Raw genomic sequence first — 22,108 nt, 5'->3', positions numbered from 1 at the left:
TTAATTTAGTTTAAATTCATTAAATCTTTTTTAGAACTTCTTGCAACAAACATTTCTATTAAGGCGGTTAAAAATGCTAATAATAAAAATAATTTCCATAATTCGGTACCGTACCTGGCGGTTCTTATTTTATCAATATACTTTTCATTTTTATTTATTAAAGTATAATTCTGATCAAATAAATTTTCATAAAAACCCTTTAAACTATCTAAATCCATTTTTCTTAAATCAGATTCTATGGGATTTAAATTAACGCTGGCAAAATCAACAAGATCTTTGTTATTATAAAATTTATAACTTCCGGCATTTTCGGTTTCATAAAAATTTAGAAGTTCAGAGTCATTGTTTTGCAAATTAATTTTCTCTTTTTTATTTGGCGCGATTATTTCAAGAATTGGAAAATTAAAATCTGTAACCGGTAATTTAATATTTTCACCAACAGAAATATTATTTTCGTTTTGGTTCTTTGTTAAATATAAAACTGTTCTCGTAATTAATGGCGCGAAAATACTTTTTAAAGGAAAATTACCGCCTTCAAGATTTGGAGCTGTGTTGAAAAATATTATTCTTCCTTTATTAAAATTTGTTTCACCTAAAAAAATGGATTTATCATTTAACTTAATAATATTTTTAACATTTTGAGTACTTTCTAATTTTAGATATTTATAAATATTAGGTGATTCAATTTGCTGTTTTTTTTCTGAAAATAAATTTTGAAACAATGGGTGTGAAAAGTCAATGGATTCAAATTCCGCAAAGTTTGTGTTTTTGTTATCGACAGAAATAATTTTTTGAATTCCCGGCAAATTTATTTCTTTATATAATTCATTCATTTTTGCTAAATCGGGATTTGAATTTGGGAAAATAACAATATTACCGCCTGTGCTTAAATATTTTTTTATGTTTTGAAATTCAATATTTCCGGAAGTAACAATAAAAACCATATTGTAATTATTCAAATCAATATACGAAAGAGTTGAAATTGGTTTTTCCGTTAATTCAAATTGACCGGAATTAACGGCAGTATTAATGGCGCTTTCCAAAAAGTTAATATCATTCACTTCATTGTATATTAAAAGGATATTGATTTTTTCCAACACTTCGAAATTTAGATAACATAGATTATCTTGAAGAATATTATCATCCTCAATTTCGGCTTTAGCTTCAATTAGTCCTGTTGAATTAATAGTCGTTTCAAAATCTATATTCTTTTTTTGATATGGACCCAACGCAATTGTTTGCTGCGCCACTCTTTGATCATTAAGAAAAAGTGAAACAGTCTGATCATTACTTTGAGTATTTGAGAAATTCGAAACATTTACGCTAAAACTCAATGGTTTATTTATTTCTATAATTGAATTATTCAATTTTAGGTTTGAAACTGAAGTATTTATCGGATCATCTTCAGACATATCAAATGAAAAAGATTTAATATTTTCATCTATAGAAGAATTAAATGAACGTTTTTCACTTTTCAGAAAAGTACTCTTTTGAAAATCAGAAAAAATAAATATTTCCTTGTTAATGTTTTGCGAATTTAATAATTCAGTTTTCGCGTTATTTATAACTTTGGATAAAGGTTTTGTTAACTGCGTTATTTGTAAATCATCTAAAATATTTAAGGCATTAGTTTTATTTTTAGTATTCTTGATTGAATCAGAAGTTGTAATAAAATAAAAATCGTTTCCATCATCAATATTATTGATAATTTCTTTAATTATCTTTTTGCTTTGGTTAAAATATGAACCTTGATCAGCGACATAGGACATACTTGGTGAATTATCTAAAACAAACACTGAACTAGATTTTGCTGATGACGCGCCGATTATATTTGTTCCTTCGAGTGTTGGTCTTGCAAACGCAAGTACGAGCAAAATGATTAATAATATTCTTAAAAACAAAAGCAGCCACTGCTTAATTTTTATCTTTCTTATTTTGGATTTTTGAAGCTCCTTTAAAAAGTTTAACGAACTAAATTCAACTTTATTTAGTTTTCTAAAATTAAGCAAATGTATAATCAGCGGAATTGATGCCGCAAGCAGACCCAATAGAATTGAAGGGTTAAGAAAAATCATTTATATGCCGATTAAATAATTCATTAAGTTGGAAAATAAATATTAGTAAATTTTTTTAATTTGTGCGCCGCGGAAATAATGAAGAAGAATTTCATCAAAACGGTAACCTTTTTCACCCATTACGGCTGCTCCTATTTGACATAATCCAACTCCATGTCCCCAACCTGCTCCAATGAGTTTAAAAGTTGACGGAATATTATTTTCAATATTTTCTTTCTCAATAATAAATGCGGAACTGTATAAATGAGTCAATGAAAGATATTTTCTAATTTCCAATTCCTTACCAACAACTAATGTTTTTAATGTTCCAACAATTTTCAATTTTATTATTCTTCCTGAATGTCCTCTCATTAAGGGAATCAAATCAATTATTTTACCGAAATTAATTCCGCTTTTCTTTTTAATAATCTCCGAGATTTCATCTTGCGTATAATTCACGCTCCATCTGTAAAAATCCGTTGTGGTTTGATCATAATTATTTAATACTTGTTCAATAATTTTTGGATCATTTGTATTGCAGAATGAAACGGGCGAATTGCTTATCCATTTAAACGCCGTCTCTTCATCAACCAAATCCGTTTTATAACCATCAGGTTCAAATTTATAATCAACAAAAGATTTTAAATATTGATGGGGAACATTTTCCCAAACATTTTCAAAAGTTTCAGTTATTCCGCCGCACGACTTAGAAAAACGGGTATCGCAAATATTATTGCCGTACCAAAGAACTAAACCGGTTGTAGCTTTTACCGCTGAATCTGCATTATGTGCATAATTTTTCGTAATTCCTTGATATCTCTGACAATGATCGTCGGCGCATACATCAAATAAACTATGATCTTCTCTATCGTACCATTTAATAATTTCATCTTCAGAATTATTCTCAATAATGATATTTTTGTTTTTTATTTTAGCTTTTAATCTATTTTCCATCTGCGCCAATAGCCAGCTACGAGAAATAATTGCGTGAGCTTTTAATAATTCCAATGAGCTTGTCGGACTCATCTCTGATGAGATTACACTTTTGAGATATTGTTCAACGGGAACAATATTGATTACGGTAAGTTTTCCATCACTAATTATTAATTTTAATTTTCCCGCAAACTGCTGATTTTGTTTTTGCTCCCAATGAAAATGCAATCCGATTGTTACATTTTTAAGTAAAAATGTATCGGAGTTTTCATCCGTTGGAGAAAAAATAATTTCTTCCGTTTCTGAATACTCATTCGAAATTGTGCGGATTATTATTTTATTATCGGCACAAACCGCTGAAATTTTTCCGTTAAAAATATCTTCGGAAAAATTTGCGGAGAAATCGCCATATAGAATAAATTCAATGGAATTTTCAGATAATATTGCAACATTAACGTTTGGTTCTTTTTTCATCTAATGTTTGAGAAATTTATTAAATAAAAAATACTATTTATATACGCACATATCAAATGCAATTAAAATTCTTTAAGGAGAATTCCAAAAATTATTGAATTAAGAAAAAGCGAAATAAAATTCAATATATTTAAAACCTGAATATCATTGATAAATTAATTTGAATATTTACAATAAAATTGTTAAACTAAGGATAACCTGGCGGTGAAGTTAATTTATCAATTAAAATCAGACGCGTTTGAGACAATCACTGAAAATATTTTTAATTTTTTCTTTTTTAATTGTTTCTTCAAATCAAATTGTAATCTGTCAATTAAAACTTACCGAAATAATGTTCGCGCCATCCGCGGGAAATTCTGAGTTTGTTGAATTTCTAAATACATCCGAAACAGACAATATTGATCTCAGCGGATTTCAGATAAAATATTATACTTCAGCCCCGGATGGAATAATTTCTCTTTCAAATGAATATTTACTCAAACCAAATCAATATGCGTTAATTATGGAAGCCGATTACGATTTTCAAAACGGAATTTATAAAAGTATTATTCCCGAAGACGCCTTAATTTTCACTTTGGATGATAATTCATTCGGAAGCACAGGAATGGCAAACTCAAGTGATAGAAAAATTTTTCTGCTTAACTCGGCAAATGATACAATTGATTCTTATTTATACTCCGCAGATAATTCATCCGGTTATTCGGATGAAAAAGTAAGCAGTATTGATCAAGTCTGGAAAAATTCAATTTTATTTGATGGAACTCCCGGAGCAATAAATTCTGTATCGCCAAAAGAAAAAGATGTTAAAATTGATTTTGCGAATTTTACTTTCAGCAGCACAAATTTTGGTGATACTATTAATTTTACGGTTAAAGTTAAAAATGTTGGAATTAATAAATGTGATTTTACAATTCAATTGTTCGATGATTTTAATCTTGATGATCAGCCGGATAATCTTTTAGAAGAAACTCAAATTTATGAACTTGAAACAAATGATTCCGTTGCTCATAAATTTATTTACGCAGCAACATTCAAGGAAACTTCCCAGCAGTTTTTAATAAAACTTAATATTACTGATGACGATACAATTAATAATTTCAAATGGATAAAAATTTATCCGGGATATGAAAGATCATACATAATAGTAAATGAAATAATGCATTCTCCACCAAATGACGAACCCGAATGGGTTGAAATTTATAATAAAAGCGGGAATGTATTGGGTCTATTCGGTTATAAATTTTCGGATGAAACAACAACTGTAGAAATTTTAGAAAATATTTTTATCAATCCGAATGAATATTTTGTTTTTGTTGATGACAGCTCATTTTTCAATAAATATCCGGATGTAAAAAATGCCGCGATAATAAATCTTCCGTCACTTAATAACTCGAGCGACAAAATAATTATTACTGATTCGTTAAATAGAATAATTGATTCGGTTGAATATTTTTCTGATTGGGGAGGAACGAACGGAAATTCATTGGAAAGAATAGATCAAAATGAAAGTTCTGCAGAAAAATCTAATTGGGGACAAAGTACATATCCAACACCGGGATTTATTAACAGTATTTCAAAAAAAGAAAAAGATTTACTTATTGATTCAATTTCAATTTTACCGGAAAACTATATAATAAATGATAGCGTGAAAATATTGTGCAGAGTAAAAAACATTGGTAAAGAAGAGGTAGAGTTTTATAATAAGCTGTTTTTATTTGAAGATAGTTTACAGTCAAAGACTTTAGTTGAAACGTCAATTCCTGGTTTACTTCAGCCTTCCGATTCGGTTATTATTGAGTTTAAAAGTAAAATTAAAGTGATAGATTCCGTTCAGAATATATTGGTTAAATTATATGCTGATGACGATGACACAACAAATAATAGTTTAAATTCAACTATATTTCCGGCTTATGGCAGATCAGCAATTTTAATTAATGAAATAATGTTTATTCCGCAGAATGATGAACCGGAATGGATTGAAATTTATAACAATTCGGATTATACAATTAACTTAAATAATTGGATGATAGGTGACGTTTTAACCAAACCGACATTTAATTTAATAAACATGGTAAATTATTATATAGAACCCAAAGAATTTTTGGTAATAACAAAAGATTCTTCAATATTTGATTATCACAAAATTATTCCATCGCAAATATTAATAAGTAATTTTGCAAATTTGAATAACGATGCTGATGGTGTTGTAATTAAAGATAATAGAGGAATTACGATAGATTCGGTTTCTTATACGAACGAGATAAGCCGAAACGGAAAATCAATTGAAAGAATTGCTAAAAATATAAGTTCGGTAAATGTAAATAATTGGAGTTATTCTGTAGATATTGATGGAAGCACTCCGGGAAGAGTAAACAGCATTTCCCCTAAGTTAATTGATGTAGCTTTAATTAGTCTAAATTCATTTCCGCAAAACCCAATTAAGAATCAGCTTGTAAATTTCAAATTATTATTAAAAAACTACGGCGAACAAACGGCAAAAGACATAAAGGTGAAATTTTATGTTGAGCAAATGCTGTGCGAGGAAATAATAATAAATCAAATTGAAGATTTCGATTCTGTTTTTATAATGACAAAAAATCAAATTAAGATTAGTGATACTTTGGCAGTCTCCGCAAAAATAGAACTGCAAAACGATGAAGATATTGTTAATAATTCAATTGAAAAAAATATTATTGCGGGATTTAACCAATTTACTTTATTGCTCAATGAAATTATGGTAAGGACAAATTTCTCAAATGAACAATGGATTGAACTTTACAACAACAGCGATTCAACTATAAATTTAAAAAATTGGTTAATTGGTAATGGAAGTCAAGACTTAATAATAACACAAAATGATTTTAAAATTCCATCGCATGAATTTGTCGTACTCGCGGAACAAAATTCCCAAATAATTTTTGATGAAGACATTAATCCAATTTACACGGATCTTCCGAATTTTAATAATGAAAAAGATGAAGTTGCTGTTTACGATTACAGAAAAGTAATGATAGACAGCATGAAATATGAATATTCGGGTGATGCTGAAATAAATATTTCATTGGAGAGAATTAATTTACAAAATGAATCCTTTAATAAATCAAATTGGCAAAATTGCTTAAATTCAATTGGAAATACTGCGGGAAAAAGCAATTCGATTGAAAGCCTCACCCCAAATGATTTCGGTGATATTATAATTACGGAAATAATGTTTAATCCAAGTGAAAATAATTCGGAATTTATTGAAATATACAACACCAAAGGAATTCCGATAGAATTAGGCGGATGGAAAATTAAAATTGATGAAAATTTATTTACTATTTCCGACTACAGTTTTATGTTCGGAAATAAAACTTATTTCGTGGTATCGGCCGATTCTTTGATAATTCAAAATTATTCATGGCTGCCATATTTTGAAAATAAGAAAATTAAAAATGTCAGTTCATTGGGCTTGACAAATACCGGTAAAAATATTTATCTGATAGATAACAGAAACAAAATTATTGATTCGGTTTTTTATTCATCGACTTGGCACAATTCAGCTTTTTTAGATGTAAAAAATATTTCGTTGGAGCTGATAAATGTGGAAATGGAAAGGATAAAATCCTTTAATTGGAGCAGCTGTGTTAATAAATTTGGCGGAACTCCGGGCAAGCAAAATTCAATTTTTATTGATAAAGAAGTATCAAGAGCAAAATTAAAAATATTTCCAAATCCATTTTCTCCTGATAATGACGGACACGAAGATTTTTCGATAATCAGTTATAATTTAAAGGAACCTATTTCACAGATTAGAATACGGATATACGACAGTAAAGGCAGAATAGTAAGAAATCTAGCAAACAATTTATCTTCCGGTTCTTCCGGAGAAATAATGTTTAACGGTTTGGACGATCAAAAAAATCCGCTTAAAATAGGAATTTATGTTGTTTTGTTCGAAGCTGTAAATACGCGAAATTCGGTCGTTGAATCCTTGAAAGATGTTGTAGTAGTAGCAAGAAAATTGTAAAAACACTAACAGCTCACAAGTAAATTCATTTATTTTTTGTAAGTTTGTTAAATCATAAACTTCAAACCAAAAAACTGGGAAAAATATGGCAAAAATTATAGCTCTAGCAATGCCCAAAGGCGGTGTTGCAAAAACCACTTCCGCTGTAAATTTATCAATCGCTTTAGCCAGCAAACAAAAAAGAACTTTATTAATAGATGCTGATCCTTCAAATCAATGCGCAATTGCTTTTGGGTTGCCGGATGATCCGGAAATTGGAAATTTGTTTAATGTTTTAAATTATGTCCAAAGCTGTGATGAAGCGATCAATACAACTGAAAATCCTTATTTTGATATATTGCCGTTTAAAAATGTTTCATATGAAGAAGAGCTTTTCCTTAGTCAATTTAATAATGATACGAAATTATTTGAGCACCAAGTTAAACCGTTTATCGGCGGATATGATTTCGTAATTATTGATTGCCCGCCAACTTTGGTGGGTATGACCACAAATGTTTTAAATATTTGTGATTCGGTTTTAATTCCGGTAAAATCAAGTATGTTTTCCATTGCGCCCATACCAAGATTATTAAGCAGAATAAAGGCGGTTAGTCAAAATGGAAATCCTAATCTTCACGTTGAAGGAATTTTCTTGACAATGCACGAAATAAATACAAAAGCGTCATTTGAAGCAAAGAAGGAATTATATAATTTATATCCGAATTATATGCTGACAACAGCAATTCCAAAAAATATAGCTGCAGAAGTTGCTTCCTTTAAAAAGGATCCTGTTATTATCGTTGAGCCAAAAGCAAGATCTTCAAAAGCTTATATGCAATTAGCCGAAGAAATAATTGAGAAGAATGATTCTTTAAATAATGATACATTTCAAAGTTTTTCAGATACTGAAAATTTAGACGAACTTTAACTGAACTTATGAAAGAACTTAATGGTCATTATGATTTCATAATTATTGGAAGCGGCTTTGGGGGATCAGTTTCCGCGTTAAGACTAAGTGAAAAAGGTTATAAAGTTCTTGTAATTGAAAAAGGGAAAAAATTTAATACTGAAGATTTTCCTAAAACAAATTGGAATGTAAAAAAATGGCTGTGGATTCCGGCACTAAGATTTTTCGGGTTTTTTAAAATTACATTTTATAAACACGTGGGAATTCTATCCGGAGTCGGTTTCGGCGGAGGATCGTTAGTTTACGCAAATACTCTGCCAATTCCTAAGAAGGAATTTTTCGAATCTGTTTCGTGGTCTCATTTAAATAATTGGGAAGAAGAACTACTTCCTTTTTACCAAATCGCAAGAAAAATGCTTGGAGTTGAAAAAAATCCAAGACTTGAATTTGGCGAATTATCACTTCAAAAATTAGCGAAACAAAATAATCAAGAGGAAAAATTTGAACCGACCGAAGTTGCAGTATATTTTGGCGAACCCAATAAAAATATTCCCGATCCTTTTTTTAATGGTGAAGGTCCGGAAAGATCTGGCTGTACTTTTTGCGGCGGCTGTATGGTTGGCTGCAGATTCAACGCGAAAAATACTCTTGATAAAAATTATTTATACTTAGCAGGAAAGCAAGGCGCTGATTTTTTGACTGAAGCAGAAGTTAGTGATGTTATTCCAATTCTTGCAAATAACAAAAATGCTTATAAAATTAAATGGAAATCTTCTGTAAAATTTTTTAAGAAGAGTGGTGAATTTACATGTGACGGTGTTGTTTTTGCCGGCGGTGTTTTAGGCACAATTCCACTTTTGTTAAAGTTAAAAAATTCCTCTTTGCCAAATCTATCTAATAAAGTTGGGAAAAATATAAGAACAAATTCAGAAAGCCTTCTTGGAGTAACATCTACAAATAAAAAAAATGATTTTTCCAAAGGAATTGCGATCGGGTCAATATATCATACGGATAAGTTCAGTCATATTGAAACTGTAAGATATCCTTCGGGTTCAGGTTTTTGGAGAACTCAGCTAATGCCAATGCTTGATGGAAAAAATTTCGCTATTCGTTTTTTAAAAATTCTCGTTGAAATTATTATTCATCCTATAAATTGGTTAAAAGTTTATTTTGTAAGAGACTGGGCAAAGCAGACTCAAATTCTTCTTTTTATGCAGACTTTAAATAGCACTCTAAGTTTTAAACAAGGTTTGTTTAGAATGAAAACCAAATTGGAGGAAGGAACTGCTCCAACCGCGTTTATACCTGAAGCAAGAAAATTAGTTAAAGATTATTCAAAGATTGTCGGCGGGTTGCCTGTTGCGTTGGCTTCAGAAACAATTTTGGGAATTCCCACAACGGCGCATATTTTAGGCGGCTCTGTAATGGGAATAGATAGTACTGAAGGTGTTATCGATAAAAATAATAAAATATTTGGTTATGATAATTTATTCATTTGCGATGGCTCCGCAATTTCCGCAAATCCCGGTGTGAATCCGTCACTAACAATTACAGCGTTATCCGAAAGAGCAATGAGCAAAATTCCGAAGAAAAAAGTTATCCCAAATTAAAAAGCTATTTAACTTTTATTTTCATTTTTCACTTGTTAATTTTAACCAATTCTATTTGAAATTAAGGTTTCTGTATGAAAAAGAAATTTGTTTATTATTGTTTTATTTGTCTTTCGTTGTTCTACATCGGTTGTCAATCTGAGCAATCCAAAATCCAAGATATTATTCAACCTATAAAAATAGAATCGGGTAATTCAGATTCAGTTTTAATCAGCGATCTTTTTTATTATCCCAATTATAATTTGAAATTTACTCCAAACATAAACATTAAAGTAACCAGCCAAAATAATATATTATACTTAAATGCGGATACATCTTTTGAAGGTATGACATTTTTAGAGTTTGAAGCTGATAAAAATTTATATCAAATACCTGTTATTTGTAAAAAACAAAAATTTTATGAATTTAATTTTAAGCCGGATAAAAAATATGAAAAATTAACATTGTTCGGCAGTTTTAACGGTTGGGACAGAACAAAATTGCAAATGACAGATATTGACGGAGACGGGATATTTACAGCAAAAGCGGCGCTGGAACCGGGTATTTATCAATATAAATTTTATGGAGACGGCGTTGAAATTGAAGATCCTGAAAATCCAAATAAAATATCTAACGGAATGGGAAGTTATAATTCCATAAGAGTTATTGAAGATATAAATTCATTCAAATTTTATTTACACATAGATGAATATTATACCAAAAGTCCATTGTCGACTTTTTCATTTTACTTGGAAAACGGCTTAAACGAGGAACTTAATACCGATAATATTTACGCACTGCTTGATAATGAAAAAATAACCTCCAATAAAATTAACATCGATGGAAATCATATTAGTTTTAATTTCAATTATGATGAACTTGCTGATCAGATACTGAGAGTTGCCGTTTCAAAAGGCGGAAGAGTATCAAACATTCAAACAATTAAATTACACAATGGTAAACCGGCAGATAACGGAACTTTTAATTGGAATGACGCGATAATATATTCGCTGATGATTGATCGATTTAATGATGGAGATCCAAATAACAATTCTCCAATTAAACATGATTCGCTTTCACAAAAAGCAAATTATATGGGAGGAGATTTTAAAGGTATAATCGCTAAATTAAATGACGGTTATTTTGATTCACTTGGCATTAACACAATTTGGATATCACCGGTTTTTGATAATCCGAGTGAGGCATATAAAGAATTTCCAGCTCCGCACAGATATTACTCCGGTTACCACGGATATTGGCCAATAGATTCATACAAAGCTGAAGAACATTTCGGAAACTTTGAAGAAGTTAAAGAAATAGTAAAAATTGCTCACAAGAAAGGAATTAAGATCTTACTGGATTTTGTCTCACATCATGTTCATATACAGCATCCTTATTACAAAAAAAATAAAAATTGGTTTGGTCAGCTTGAACTTCCTGATGGTAGATTGAATATTAGGTTTTGGGACGAGTATAGATTAACGACTTGGTTTGAACCTTACTTGCCTTCATTTGATTTTTTGTCTTCACCTGAAGCGCTTGAAGAAATGACCAATGTAGCAATTTGGTGGCTAAAAGAAACTAATGCAGATGGATATCGCCATGATGCGGTAAAACATGTGCCAAATGAATTTTGGAGAAAGCTGAATGAAAAGATCAGAAAAGAAATTTCACCAGAAAGAAAAATTTCAGTTTACCAAATCGGTGAAACATTTGGAAGTTATGAACTAATTAGCTCATATGTAAATAACGGACAGCTTACATCGCAGTTTAATTTTAATTTATATGACGCCGCCCTGCCGACATTTATTAAAGAAAATTCATCGTTCAATACTTTAGATAAAGAAATGAGTAAAACATTTTCCGTTTACGGCGTAAATAATTTAATGGGAAATATTATGGACAGCCATGATAAAAACAGATTTATGGCTTATGCCGATGGAGATTTGGATGTAAGTCAATGGAGCGCAATTGAAGAAGGTTGGAATAATCCGCCCATAGTTGATAATCCGGAAAGTTATAAGAAACTGATTTTGTATATGTCTTATTTAAATTCAATTCCAGGTTTACCGGTAATATATTACGGCAGTGAATTTGGAATGAGCGGCGCTTCGGATCCTGATAACAGAAGAATGATGAGATTCGGAAATCAATTAAACGAGCATGAAAAAAGTACACTTAAAGAAGTTTCAAAGATTATTCACCTAAGGAAAGAAAATTCCGCGTTGCGTTACGGCGATTTTTACACATTACAAGCTGATGAAAATATTTACGCTTATGTTAGATCAGATTTTAATGAAAGAATTTTAGTGATAATAAATAAAAGTAAAACAGTTAAAAATCTTTCTCTGCAATTTCCTAATTTTTATAATATTAGCGCTGCTTTGGATTTAACAAACGGGAATACGATTAAAATTGATAATAATACGTTAAGTGTTTCTATAAATAATGAAAATTGGAAATTTATAAAATTAGATTAAAAATTTGTTTCAGAAACATTCGCATTATTTTACATTATTAGTTTTATTATATGTGAGATTGCCGCTTCAGTAATTTTGAATACTAAACCATCGATTAAAAGGAAAGGTACATTTAATTCAGTTACATTTTATGAAGCAATTGCTGAGTTAAAAACCTAAAACCAAAGATAAATAAGAAGCAATAGAATTTTTCTTGGATAATAATTCGGAAAAGAAAATGGAAGAAACGAGTTCCGATTTATTTTATAGAAACACAAAACTCACAGATTAAACCAATTGAAACGAATAACTTTTTTGATCGGTCGAATCTGTGAGCTTTTCCTGAATAATTAAAATTAATTAGAATACCTTACTTTATACGTTAACGTTGTTTCGCCATCAGCTTTTACCGGAATATTGAAAGTAATTGTTTGAGCGTTTTTCTTTTTAAATTCATGTGATTTGCTCAATATTTCCCAATTTAAGCCTAAGTATCTTTCGACTTCTATTTCAACATTTTCCTTCTTTCTATTTTTCAGCTTAATCTCAAAAGTCTGTTCGTAAATTTTATTAGTAATTTGTTTGTGTTCGGTTTGCGTTTCTTCCGCCAACAGATCAAATGCATCGCCAATTTTTAATTTTATTGTTTCATTTTTTGGTGTATGATCTATTAGATCTTCACCAATAAATTCAATTGATTCGCCGTCAGATTTATAAACTCGCACTTTGCCTTTGGGCATTGGAACTCCAAGTTTTTGATTTTCCTTATTTTGAAATTCTACAATTACGTTTATTTTTCCGTTTGAGTTGTATCCGTTGGCATTATAAATATATTTCTTTAAAGCATCTATATTTTGCGCTTCGAAAAGTGAAATTTGTTTTGATTCGTTTTGGGCTAATGTTGTTGGTCTTTGTAAATTATAAATGTGATATTCAAAAAAATCCTTTTCAGCAAATTGAGGAGCTGCAGCATCCATAGCCACACTTTCAAATGCTTGTCCTTTATACAATGGTCGCTGATCCCTAACCATATTTACATCACCGGCAACAAGTTTTAATTTTGCGTTTTTGTAAGTTGAACCCGAATTGTTTTCAATGCTTACCCACGCGTTTAGATCTAATTTTTTGTCATCATTATTCAATACAGCAACGTATTCAGCATGCCAATTCATTCCATGAGTTTGGTAGGAAATTTCCACATCTTGATTTCCGGACTTGTTGGAATTCAGCTGCCAAACTAATGTAGGTTTAGTAATTAAACCTTCTGGTAATGCTCCAACGTTAAATCGGTATTTCTCCGTACTTGGCAGCATAACTAATCCACCTTCTTTATTTTCCAATACTATCTGATTGCCAAGAGCTGATAATAATTTACCTTCAACCAATTCATTATTTTCATTTATCATCTGTACATTTTTATCAATATATTTCATTAGAATTTTATTTAAATCTACAAGATCATACTGATAATTTTGCTCTAATACTTCGCCGTCAAATTTAATATGAACTGATGTGGGATCAATATATTGTGCTACGTCTGTTATAGAAATTTTTGATAAACCCGAATTAAGATTGATATTCCTAGTATCTTTTATTACTCCCAAATTATTGTTATAAACAGTAACCGCAATTTCTTTCTGATTGTTATCTTGCGCATTCTCAATTATTGGTAAAGTTAATGTTAAAGCTGAAATTAATAATGCTATTTGTTTCATATTAGTTCCTTGTATTTTATCTTAATTATTTAAATAATTAAACTAAGTAAAGTTACAAATGTTCCTCAAGAAGATTCAACATCTGCCGAATGTAAAATAAAATTTAATCAAATTGATTGTCTTATTTCAGAATAATTTTGAAACAAAAATTTTGTTAGATCATTTCAAATGATTTAATTTGAATTCGCAGTTTAATTTACTATGCGTACAAAAAGCAGTCATTTTTATATAAAATATATTTAGTCTTTTAAAGTAATTAAAGTTTAGGTGAAATTATGGTAAGAATATTAAATGGAAAATATCCAATTATTGATTATGTAGCAATAGCAATAGGTTCAGCTTTAATGGCAATAGGAATTGGTGTTTTTCTTGTCGATGCTCAAGTAGTTCCGGGCGGAGTAAGCGGATTAGCAATGGCAATTCATTATTTAAGCGGAAATACATTACCGATTGGATTAATGATCTGGATTTTAAATGTTCCATTATATATCTGGGGATTAAAAGAACTTGGTAAAAGTTTTGGATTAAGAACTTTCTATGGTTTTACATTAAGCTCAATTTTTATTGATCTTTTCAGAGGTGATATTCCCGGACTTGAATGGATCAAACTTCAAAATACTCAAACAATAAAGGATTTACAGGCAAATGATTTTTTGTTTTTAATATTAATCGGCGGCGCGTTATTAGGAATTGGACTTGGAATTATTTTTAAATTCAAAGGAACAACTGCCGGTTCAGATATTTTTGCCGCAATTATGCAGAAAAAGTATGGCGTAAAACCCGGACAAGCAATAATGTTTATTGATCTTTTTGTAATTGCAATTGCTGGATTTATTATTGAAATGAAAGATCTTGCGACAAACCGTCCCGCTTTTTCATTAACACTTTATGCTGTTTTTCTGCTTTTTGTTTCAGCAAGAATTATTGATGTAATAATTGACGGATTTGATTACGCAAGAGCCGCGTATATTATTTCGGATAAGTTTACCGAAATTGAAGATGCGATTCAAAATACATTAAGTCGGGGAGCTACGGCAATAAAATCAAGAGGACTATACCAAAACATAGAAAGAGAAGTAATTTTAACGGTTGTTACAATTAAAGAATTGGGTAAACTACAAGAATTAATTTATAACATTGATCCCGACGCATTTGTAATTATAAACAATGTGCATGAAGTTTTAGGAAATGGTTTTAGAAGAAGGATCTAAAACCATTTCAAAATAAACTTAATTTGATTTTTTAAATTTGTTATTGTACAATCCGAAAATCACCAATGATATCGCGAATGTTACTGAACTAACCATTGGTGAAATTATTTTTGTCAGCAATAAAATGGCAAGTATAATGCAAACAGATAAAAAGCCAATTATGGATATTTTACTTTTCACAATTCACCCAAAAATAAATACATTAATATTTATACTTTAACCATTTCATGACTTCAGCCCAAGAAGGTTTCTTTCCCGTTCTTAAAATTCCTACTCTGAATATTTTTCCCGCAAATGGAAAAATAACAATGATTGTTGCTATACTTATAATTATTGATAACACAAACTGCCAAATTGGAACATCAACAATTGTCATTCGAGCCGGCATAACAATTATTGAAGCAAAAGGGAACATTGAAGCAATTAAAGCAATTGGACTGGCAGGATTTCTGACTAACGACATCGCGATAAAAAATGGAATCATTATCAACATCAAAATAGGCCACATTCCGGATTGAGCGTCTTGAGAATTTTCAAAAATAGCGCCGATCATTGCAAATAAACCTAAAAATGTGATAAGCCCTAAAAAGTAATTAAATAATAAATAAATTATTTGTCCCAATGAAATACTGAACGAAAAATCCGGCGGCAAAGTAAAAATTGTTGTAAAAGTTACAAGTATTAATGGAATAAGCCAAACCGCCATTTGAAAAACACCGGTTATCGATGCACCGAGAATTTTCCCGGTCATTAGTTCTTTGCTGCTTACAGATGAAAGTAAAACTTCAGCAATTCTGCTTCCTTTTTCTTCCATTACTGACTGCATTGTCATTTGTCCCATCATTATTAAACTGATATATAATAAAAATGTGAAAAGATAAGAAACTACTAAATTTCCGTATCCTTCTTTTTCAATTTTTTGATCTTCGGAAATTTTAAATCCCGTAAAATCAACTCTTGTTCTTGCAAAATCCAAATCTGCTTCAGACAAATTTTTGTGCTGAAAATAATTATTTACAAGCACTTTATTTACGTAACTGTTAAGCTTTTCTGTTATAGTGGCATTATTCGGCGTTTTAGAATAATATTCAATTTTCTTTGAATTTTGTGCAGAATCCGAAATGAAAATAATTGCGGCAAGTTTTTCATCAAGCAGATCAGTTTTTTTCTCTTCCAAATATTTTTTTAATTCGTCTTTAGATTTTGTTAAATATTCAAATTGGTAGTAATTGTTTTTTATAAATGGAATTTCTTGAAATTCGTTTTTAAAGCTGTTGGTAAGATTTTGAGATTCAGTAATTAATTCTAATTTTGTATTTTCATCGCCTTCGTATGAAAATAAAAACATCTGCATGCCTAAAATTAAAATCATCAACGCGGGAATAGCTAAAGTCATTCCAATAAATGCTTTTGAAAGTAATTTCTCTTTTAGTTCTCTTCTAAGCAATCCGATAATTCTATAATTAAACATTTTTAACCTCCAAAATTTCGTCTTCAACTTTACCGGCTAACTCAACAAAAATCTCTTGTAATGAAATTTCATTTGCGCTGAAATTCTTTACTATTATATTATTTTCAACAAGCAATTTTAATAACTGTTGTATTTGCGAAGAATCGTTTACCCTAATTCCGGTTGTATTTCCGTAGTCAAAAATCTTATTAACAATCGGGTTATTATGCAGAAATGAAATATTACCCTCGTAAGTTAAACTCACGTTTTTCTGCGAATATTTTTTCTTGATTTCGCTTAGCGATCCGTTAAGAATAATTTTTCCCTGATTTATCATTGCAATATGATCACACATTTTTTCCGCAAAATCCATTAGATGTGTTGAAAGAATTATAACTTTATTTTTTTTCTTTTCTTCAAGGATGATTTCTTTTAATAGATTTGTATTAATTGGATCCAAACCCGAAAATGGTTCATCTAGAATAATAAATTCGGGATCGTGTAAAATTGTGGAAATGAACTGAATTTTCTGCTGATTACCTTTTGAAAGATCTTCTACTTTTGCATCTTTACGATTCAAAAGATCAAAACGTTCCAAATAATCGAGAGCTTTTTTTGTTAATTCTTTCCCCATTTTACCTTTAATTTCAGCCAGGAATAAAAGTGTGTCTAAAACTTTCATCTTTTTATAAAGTCCTCTTTCTTCTGGAAGATAGCCGACTTTATCTTTGAAATCTTGACCAACTTTTGTTCCGCGCAAAACTACTTCACCGGAATCAGGCAAATAAATGTTCATCATCATACGAATTGTAGTAGTTTTTCCTGCGCCGTTTCTTCCAATTAATCCAAAAATCGATCCTTCGGGAACTTCGAAAGATGCGTTGTCAACGGCTGTAATTCCGCTAAATGTTTTTGTAAGATTTTTAACTTCAAGTGCATTCATATTAATTACTATTTTTATTAGAAAATGTTTTATTTAAGACGTTTTATTAATTTATAAGTTTTAAATTAACCCATCCAAAATCCTTTACGGTGTGAAACGCCCAGAACCTTTTTGCAAAACTGACAAAAATAAATAAACCTTACACCTAAAGTGGATTCAACTCTTTTTGCTAAAATACTTTTAATCTCGTTGTTGCAGTGCGGACAAACTGGGTTCTCACTCTCGGTCTCAATTATCTTTATCATAATTTGACTCCTTAATTAAGTAATTAACTTCACACATTAAAATATATAATAAAATACTTTGAAATATTATTTTATAGTTAATTATTTTTATAATTATAAAATAATTTTAGTAGAAAAATGGCAAAATCAATATTGGTTATTTTAGTTGGAAACAGAAAAGAATCAGCTGTAAAAGTTCAACAGATTTTAACCGGCTGGGGATGCATAATTAAAACTAGGTTGGGAATTCATGATGGAGTTTTAGATAATTGCAGCGATGAAGGATTATTGATATTAGAATTACACGGAACACAAGAACAAAAAAATGAATTAACGAGAAAAGTCGCCGTTTTACCCGGAGTAAGTTCGAAATTAGTCGAGCTGAGCGTTGATTAGCTAATTTTTGAAATAACCTTTTCAGAAGTTAATTCTTTAAATGCGTCTTTCCCAATCCATTTTGCCGATTTGGAGTAGGAATTTATTAGTTTTTCCGAAACTTCAATAGCTTTTTTATTTAGTTGAATATTTCTTTTTCCAATTTGACGTAGTGCCCAATTAACAGCCTTTTTTACAAAATTACGTTCGTCATCAGATTTTTCCACAATTTTTTTTAGGTAATTTTCGAAATCATCATTTGTCAAATTTTTTGAATGAACCGCCAAAGTTGCGACTAAGGCAAAACCCGCACGCCTTACAAATTCTTCATTTCGTTCAATCCATTCGTGAGATTTCTCAAGCGCAAATTCACTTTTACGGAATAAATTTATACAGCACTGGTCACATAAATCCCATGAATTAAAATCTTTTACCCAAGAATTCATTTGTTGTTTTGTAAGCTGCTTTGGATCCGATATTAAAGTTGAAAGAATTCTTGCCTCATGAATTTTTGTTTCCCAGAGATCAATTGCTAGCCTATGATTTTTACCGATTTGTTTTGCAAAGTTTCTTAGAAAAGGCATTGAAATTCCAAAAGCAAATTTTGGATTAATTCCAAACTTTGCCATTCCCTCAACATTTTTTGAATTTTTATTTTGTTTAAGAATATTGATTATTTCTTCAATTGAAAATTCATTACTCATATTTTATGCCGTCAATTTTAAACTTTCCAAATTTGAATTTACCTTTTTCCAATTCCCATTCAACTTCACAATATGTAGGAATTAAAAACGAACTATGTTTTTTATAATCAAAAAAATAAATTGTAAAAAGCGATTCTTTATAATTGTTGTTCATTGGGCGGAATTTATCTAACGTTTCAATTTTTTTTATTGTGCCGTTTGTGTTGAAAAAGATTTTTGCTACAAGGGAAGTATTTTTGTCTGTAAATTTTACTTCGGCTGAGTTTGAATCAAGAATATTCCAAATTAAATTTTTGCTTGGAAGCAATGAAGTCGGAAAGTAAACAGCTTCCGATAAATATTTAAACAAATTAGATTTATCGATTTCTATTCCCCAAGAATCACCAATTGTAATACTTGAATTTATCTTTATTAAAGTATTTCCTTTGTTCTTTAAGTAGCTGTCAACAATTTCAATCCAGAAAAATTTTGAATTGCCAATCTCCGCATCCCAAAGTAAATTAGGCTTTTGTGCTGTAAAATATTCTATGGATTTTATATTTAACCAATTAGAATTTTCTTCGGTTTTAATATTGCCTGACTGATTTAACGTAATAAAATTAGGTGTTTGCGAACTGTCATCGATTACTGCCCTAAAGAATTTTTGTATAATTTTCGGCTGTACTTCAATTAAAGAATAATTAAAATATTTCTTTCTTTTAAAATCGACTTGACTTTTAAGATCAGCAATTTCCGATTTGATGCTGTATTTTGTATAAACCTTTCCGCCCCAAAATAAAAAAAGGAACAGAATAAAAAGTACTCCAACAATAGAAATTACAAACTTTTTCATGGCAAATCAAATAAGTAAAGAGTTTCTTCCGGATCGGAAATTATATATAATTTTTTTTGAGAAAAATTAATCGCTATTCCTTCAATTTGTTTTATATCCACCTCATATTTCTGAATTACTTTTCCGTCCGTAGAACATTTAAATATTGCTTTGCTTTCATCACTTATCATCCAAAGTTCATTCTTTTCTTTATCATAACATAAGCCCGAAAGATCCTTCGCAAAATCGATTTTCTTTTTTGAAAGGATGTTTCCTTTTAAATCGGTTTCTATAAGCAAACTCGGACTTTTTTCATTTACAACAAATAAATGTTCATTGTTAGGATTATATTCAATTCCTTCAATACCTGAATTTGGTTTGCCGTATAGATCCAAAGAAAATCTTGAAATTTCTTTGCCGGAAATATTTAGAAAAACAACTTCTCTTGTTCTTTCTAATATGATTGCGATAGTTGTGTCATTAAGAAAAGTAATGCCTTCAAGATCAAAACCATTAATTGAAAAAGAATTCAAAACGTTTCCATTGAAATCAATATTATAAATTTTGCTCGATTCATCGCTGACTGTCCATAAAGTATTTTTAGCTTCATTAAAATATAATCCCGAAGGTTCCGGCACATTTATTTTTTTCTGAGAAATTGGTTTTATTTTTCCGTTTATACCTTCGGCGTTATTTGAACGGCAAAAATTTGTGAATGAAATAATTGATATAGCGGCAAAGATGTATAATATATTTTTCATAATGAATTTACTTAGTTTAGTGTTTTAAAAAATTCCGTTAATTTTTGTTTATCCAATTTACCGTTTGTTCTAACACTTGAACAAAGATCTACTCCATATGGTTTTACTGTTGTTATTGCTTCAATAATATTCTGTGAATTCAATCCTCCGGCTAAATAAAGCGGTATTTTAATTTGCTCAACAATTGCTTTGCTAATTTCCCAATTGTGAGTTTTCCCGGTTCCGCCCAATTCTTTTATTTCTAAATTTTGGTTTCCCGAATCCAATAAAATTGCGTCGACAGAATTTTCAATTTTTAATGCGTCTTCAATACTCTTTTCATTTTGCACGTGAAGTACCTGCACAATTTTAATTTTTGGAATTTCATTTCTAATAATTGAATAACTTCCCGAAACCAAATTATCTACTATTTGAACTGTATTTGTTTTGCATCTTTTCAATTGTTCAACAATTTCTTTTGAGCTTTGCTTGCTTGTTAAAAGAAAAGTATCAATATTTTTAGGAACTGAAGTTGCAATTTCTGAAATTAAATTTTCTGAAATTACACCAGGACCACTGGGCATTTCCGAAACCAATCCAATTGCGGAAGCACCCAATTCAATAGCTAATTCCGCTTCCTGTAAACTTGATATACAGCAAATTTTTACTTTTATATTCACAAAACATTAACCGGATTATAAATTTCAAAAAGTTTCATATCGCTTAAAATTCCTTTTACAAAAAGATTATCATTTAAGATTCCAACATATTTAAAACCGGATTTTAATAAAACTCTTTCCGACCTAAAATTTTCGGGTTTACAGCGAGCAATTATTTTTTTTAATTTAATTTCGTTGAAACAAAACTTTATTGTTTCCAAAATAGCTTCAGTTGTATAACCTTTATTCCAATAATCATATGATAGAACAAAACCAATTTCGGCAAAATTTTCATCTTTATTAAAATTAACAATTCCAATTGTTCCAATAATTTTCGAATTTTCCTTTAACTCAATTCCCCATGGTCCCGGTTCGTTTTTATTATAGTTTTCATAAATTAAATTTAAGAAAGCAATTGTGTCAATTTCACTTTTATGAGCATCCCATAAGACATATTTTGAAACTTCCGGATTTTTAGAATATTCAAAAATATCAAATCGGTCGGAATATTCGATTTTTCTTAGTATTAATCTTTCTGTTTCTAAACTTGGTAAATTTAAAAAAAGGTTTTCCAACAATTGTTTCCCGAACTTTGTATTATAAATATTTAAATAGCATTTTTAAAAATATAATTTACAAAACTTTTTTTGGAGATAATATGATAAGTAAAGATCTTTTAGAGATTTTATGCTGTCCGGAAACTAAAGCGGATTTGGTGCTCGAAGGAAATTTTTTAATTTCAGTTGATAAAGCAACTCGAAGAAAATATAGAATAGAAGACGATATTCCAATAATGCTGATTGATGAAGCCGAACAGTTAAACCTTGATGAATGGACTGAAATAATGAAAAAACACAATAGGCCGTTTTAAT

At 30.0% G+C, this 22,108-nt stretch carries 18 protein-coding genes; 7 read left to right on the top strand and 11 right to left on the bottom strand.

Annotated elements, in window-relative coordinates:
• Window positions 1–5: 5 nt before the first annotated feature.
• Window positions 6–2,075, bottom strand: a complete 2,070-nt coding sequence (locus IPK06_12295; protein ID MBK7980751.1) for a BatA and WFA domain-containing protein — start codon at window positions 2,073–2,075, stop codon at window positions 6–8.
• Window positions 2,076–2,117: 42 nt separating this feature from the next.
• The gene (locus tag IPK06_12290) at window positions 2,118–3,461 is read right to left on the bottom strand and encodes a SpoIID/LytB domain-containing protein (protein MBK7980750.1); all 1,344 of its coding nucleotides are present in this window, start codon (window positions 3,459–3,461) and stop codon (window positions 2,118–2,120) included.
• 238 nt (window positions 3,462–3,699) lie between these two features.
• Here IPK06_12290 and IPK06_12285 point away from each other — a divergent pair, with 238 nt between their 5' ends.
• From IPK06_12285 to IPK06_12270, 4 genes are all read left to right on the top strand, one after another.
• Window positions 3,700–7,470: a lamin tail domain-containing protein gene (locus IPK06_12285; GenBank protein ID MBK7980749.1), complete on the top strand. Its 3,771-nt coding sequence runs from the start codon at window positions 3,700–3,702 to the stop codon at window positions 7,468–7,470.
• An 85-nt stretch (window positions 7,471–7,555) separates the two neighbouring features.
• Window positions 7,556–8,377 (top strand): ParA family protein, encoded by an 822-nt coding sequence (locus tag IPK06_12280; protein ID MBK7980748.1) that lies wholly within the window; start codon window positions 7,556–7,558, stop codon window positions 8,375–8,377.
• A gap of 8 nt (window positions 8,378–8,385) precedes the next feature.
• Window positions 8,386–9,966 carry a GMC family oxidoreductase gene (locus tag IPK06_12275; protein MBK7980747.1) on the top strand — a complete coding sequence of 527 codons (1,581 nt, stop codon included), beginning with the start codon at window positions 8,386–8,388 and terminating at the stop codon, window positions 9,964–9,966.
• Between the two features lie 74 nt (window positions 9,967–10,040).
• On the top strand, window positions 10,041–12,425 hold the full coding sequence (locus IPK06_12270) for an alpha-glucosidase C-terminal domain-containing protein (protein MBK7980746.1): 2,385 nt from the start codon (window positions 10,041–10,043) through the stop codon (window positions 12,423–12,425).
• A 335-nt stretch (window positions 12,426–12,760) separates the two neighbouring features.
• Here the strand turns inward: IPK06_12270 and IPK06_12265 are convergent, their stop codons facing one another.
• Window positions 12,761–14,119 carry a DUF4139 domain-containing protein gene (locus IPK06_12265; protein ID MBK7980745.1) on the bottom strand — a complete coding sequence of 453 codons (1,359 nt, stop codon included), beginning with the start codon at window positions 14,117–14,119 and terminating at the stop codon, window positions 12,761–12,763.
• A 275-nt stretch (window positions 14,120–14,394) separates the two neighbouring features.
• On the opposite strand from IPK06_12265, the gene IPK06_12260 reads away from it, so the two are divergent.
• Window positions 14,395–15,330, top strand: coding sequence for a YitT family protein (locus IPK06_12260; GenBank protein MBK7980744.1), 936 nt, complete (start codon window positions 14,395–14,397; stop codon window positions 15,328–15,330).
• Window positions 15,331–15,348: 18 nt separating this feature from the next.
• On the opposite strand, the gene IPK06_12255 is transcribed toward IPK06_12260, so the two are convergent.
• From IPK06_12255 to IPK06_12245, 3 genes are read right to left on the bottom strand one after another with little or no spacing between them, the layout of a single operon-like run.
• Window positions 15,349–15,510 carry a hypothetical protein gene (locus IPK06_12255; protein MBK7980743.1) on the bottom strand — a complete coding sequence of 54 codons (162 nt, stop codon included), beginning with the start codon at window positions 15,508–15,510 and terminating at the stop codon, window positions 15,349–15,351.
• A gap of 22 nt (window positions 15,511–15,532) precedes the next feature.
• Window positions 15,533–16,801: an ABC transporter permease gene (locus IPK06_12250; GenBank protein ID MBK7980742.1), complete on the bottom strand. Its 1,269-nt coding sequence runs from the start codon at window positions 16,799–16,801 to the stop codon at window positions 15,533–15,535.
• Window positions 16,794–17,723, bottom strand: a complete 930-nt coding sequence (locus tag IPK06_12245) for an ATP-binding cassette domain-containing protein (protein ID MBK7980741.1) — start codon at window positions 17,721–17,723, stop codon at window positions 16,794–16,796. The genes IPK06_12250 and IPK06_12245 overlap by 8 nt, the downstream gene beginning before the upstream one ends.
• 362 nt (window positions 17,724–18,085) lie before the next feature.
• Here IPK06_12245 and IPK06_12240 point away from each other — a divergent pair, with 362 nt between their 5' ends.
• Complete coding sequence (locus IPK06_12240; protein ID MBK7980740.1) at window positions 18,086–18,343, top strand: hypothetical protein; 258 nt, start codon at window positions 18,086–18,088, stop codon at window positions 18,341–18,343.
• Here the strand turns inward: IPK06_12240 and IPK06_12235 are convergent.
• Genes IPK06_12235 through IPK06_12215 form a run of 5 tightly spaced genes read right to left on the bottom strand, consistent with a single transcriptional unit; the run spans window position 18,340 to window position 21,811 of the window.
• Window positions 18,340–19,026 (bottom strand): DNA alkylation repair protein, encoded by a 687-nt coding sequence (locus IPK06_12235; GenBank protein ID MBK7980739.1) that lies wholly within the window; start codon window positions 19,024–19,026, stop codon window positions 18,340–18,342. The two genes, IPK06_12240 and IPK06_12235, sit on opposite strands and share 4 nt — an antisense overlap.
• Window positions 19,019–19,858 carry a hypothetical protein gene (locus IPK06_12230; GenBank protein MBK7980738.1) on the bottom strand — a complete coding sequence of 280 codons (840 nt, stop codon included), beginning with the start codon at window positions 19,856–19,858 and terminating at the stop codon, window positions 19,019–19,021. Before IPK06_12230 ends, IPK06_12235 begins: the two co-directional genes overlap by 8 nt.
• Entirely contained in the window at window positions 19,855–20,598 is a 744-nt protein-coding gene (locus IPK06_12225; protein ID MBK7980737.1) for an SdiA-regulated domain-containing protein, read from the bottom strand. Before IPK06_12225 ends, IPK06_12230 begins: the two co-directional genes overlap by 4 nt.
• 11 nt (window positions 20,599–20,609) lie before the next feature.
• The gene (locus IPK06_12220) at window positions 20,610–21,257 is read right to left on the bottom strand and encodes a phosphoribosylanthranilate isomerase (protein MBK7980736.1); all 648 of its coding nucleotides are present in this window, start codon (window positions 21,255–21,257) and stop codon (window positions 20,610–20,612) included.
• Window positions 21,254–21,811 (bottom strand): GNAT family N-acetyltransferase, encoded by a 558-nt coding sequence (locus IPK06_12215; GenBank protein MBK7980735.1) that lies wholly within the window; start codon window positions 21,809–21,811, stop codon window positions 21,254–21,256. The genes IPK06_12220 and IPK06_12215 overlap by 4 nt, the downstream gene beginning before the upstream one ends.
• 83 nt (window positions 21,812–21,894) lie before the next feature.
• On the opposite strand from IPK06_12215, the gene IPK06_12210 reads away from it, so the two are divergent.
• Window positions 21,895–22,107 carry a hypothetical protein gene (locus IPK06_12210; GenBank protein ID MBK7980734.1) on the top strand — a complete coding sequence of 71 codons (213 nt, stop codon included), beginning with the start codon at window positions 21,895–21,897 and terminating at the stop codon, window positions 22,105–22,107.
• Window position 22,108 lies beyond the last annotated feature (1 nt).

It is taken from the genome of Ignavibacteriota bacterium (assembly GCA_016713565.1).
Lineage (GTDB): Bacteria > Bacteroidota > Ignavibacteria > Ignavibacteriales > Melioribacteraceae.
This window is presented reverse-complemented; position numbering and strand designations above follow the sequence as displayed.

Excerpts from the sequence above, each read along its gene's own strand:
- IPK06_12270 (MBK7980746.1), top strand. The coding sequence starts at position 10,041 with ATGAAAAAGAAATTTGTTTATTATTGTTTTATTTGTCTTTCGTTGTTC.
- IPK06_12260 (MBK7980744.1), top strand. The coding sequence starts at position 14,395 with ATGGTAAGAATATTAAATGGAAAATATCCAATTATTGATTATGTAGCA.
- IPK06_12225 (MBK7980737.1), bottom strand. The coding sequence starts at position 20,598 with ATGAAAAATATATTATACATCTTTGCCGCTATATCAATTATTTCATTC.
- IPK06_12230 (MBK7980738.1), bottom strand. The coding sequence starts at position 19,858 with ATGAAAAAGTTTGTAATTTCTATTGTTGGAGTACTTTTTATTCTGTTC.
- IPK06_12265 (MBK7980745.1), bottom strand. The coding sequence starts at position 14,119 with ATGAAACAAATAGCATTATTAATTTCAGCTTTAACATTAACTTTACCA.
- IPK06_12295 (MBK7980751.1), bottom strand. The coding sequence starts at position 2,075 with ATGATTTTTCTTAACCCTTCAATTCTATTGGGTCTGCTTGCGGCATCA.
- IPK06_12210 (MBK7980734.1), top strand. The coding sequence starts at position 21,895 with ATGATAAGTAAAGATCTTTTAGAGATTTTATGCTGTCCGGAAACTAAA.
- IPK06_12275 (MBK7980747.1), top strand. The coding sequence starts at position 8,386 with ATGAAAGAACTTAATGGTCATTATGATTTCATAATTATTGGAAGCGGC.
- IPK06_12290 (MBK7980750.1), bottom strand. The coding sequence starts at position 3,461 with ATGAAAAAAGAACCAAACGTTAATGTTGCAATATTATCTGAAAATTCC.
- IPK06_12250 (MBK7980742.1), bottom strand. The coding sequence starts at position 16,801 with ATGTTTAATTATAGAATTATCGGATTGCTTAGAAGAGAACTAAAAGAG.
- IPK06_12245 (MBK7980741.1), bottom strand. The coding sequence starts at position 17,723 with ATGAATGCACTTGAAGTTAAAAATCTTACAAAAACATTTAGCGGAATT.
- IPK06_12280 (MBK7980748.1), top strand. The coding sequence starts at position 7,556 with ATGGCAAAAATTATAGCTCTAGCAATGCCCAAAGGCGGTGTTGCAAAA.
- IPK06_12240 (MBK7980740.1), top strand. The coding sequence starts at position 18,086 with ATGGCAAAATCAATATTGGTTATTTTAGTTGGAAACAGAAAAGAATCA.
- IPK06_12235 (MBK7980739.1), bottom strand. The coding sequence starts at position 19,026 with ATGAGTAATGAATTTTCAATTGAAGAAATAATCAATATTCTTAAACAA.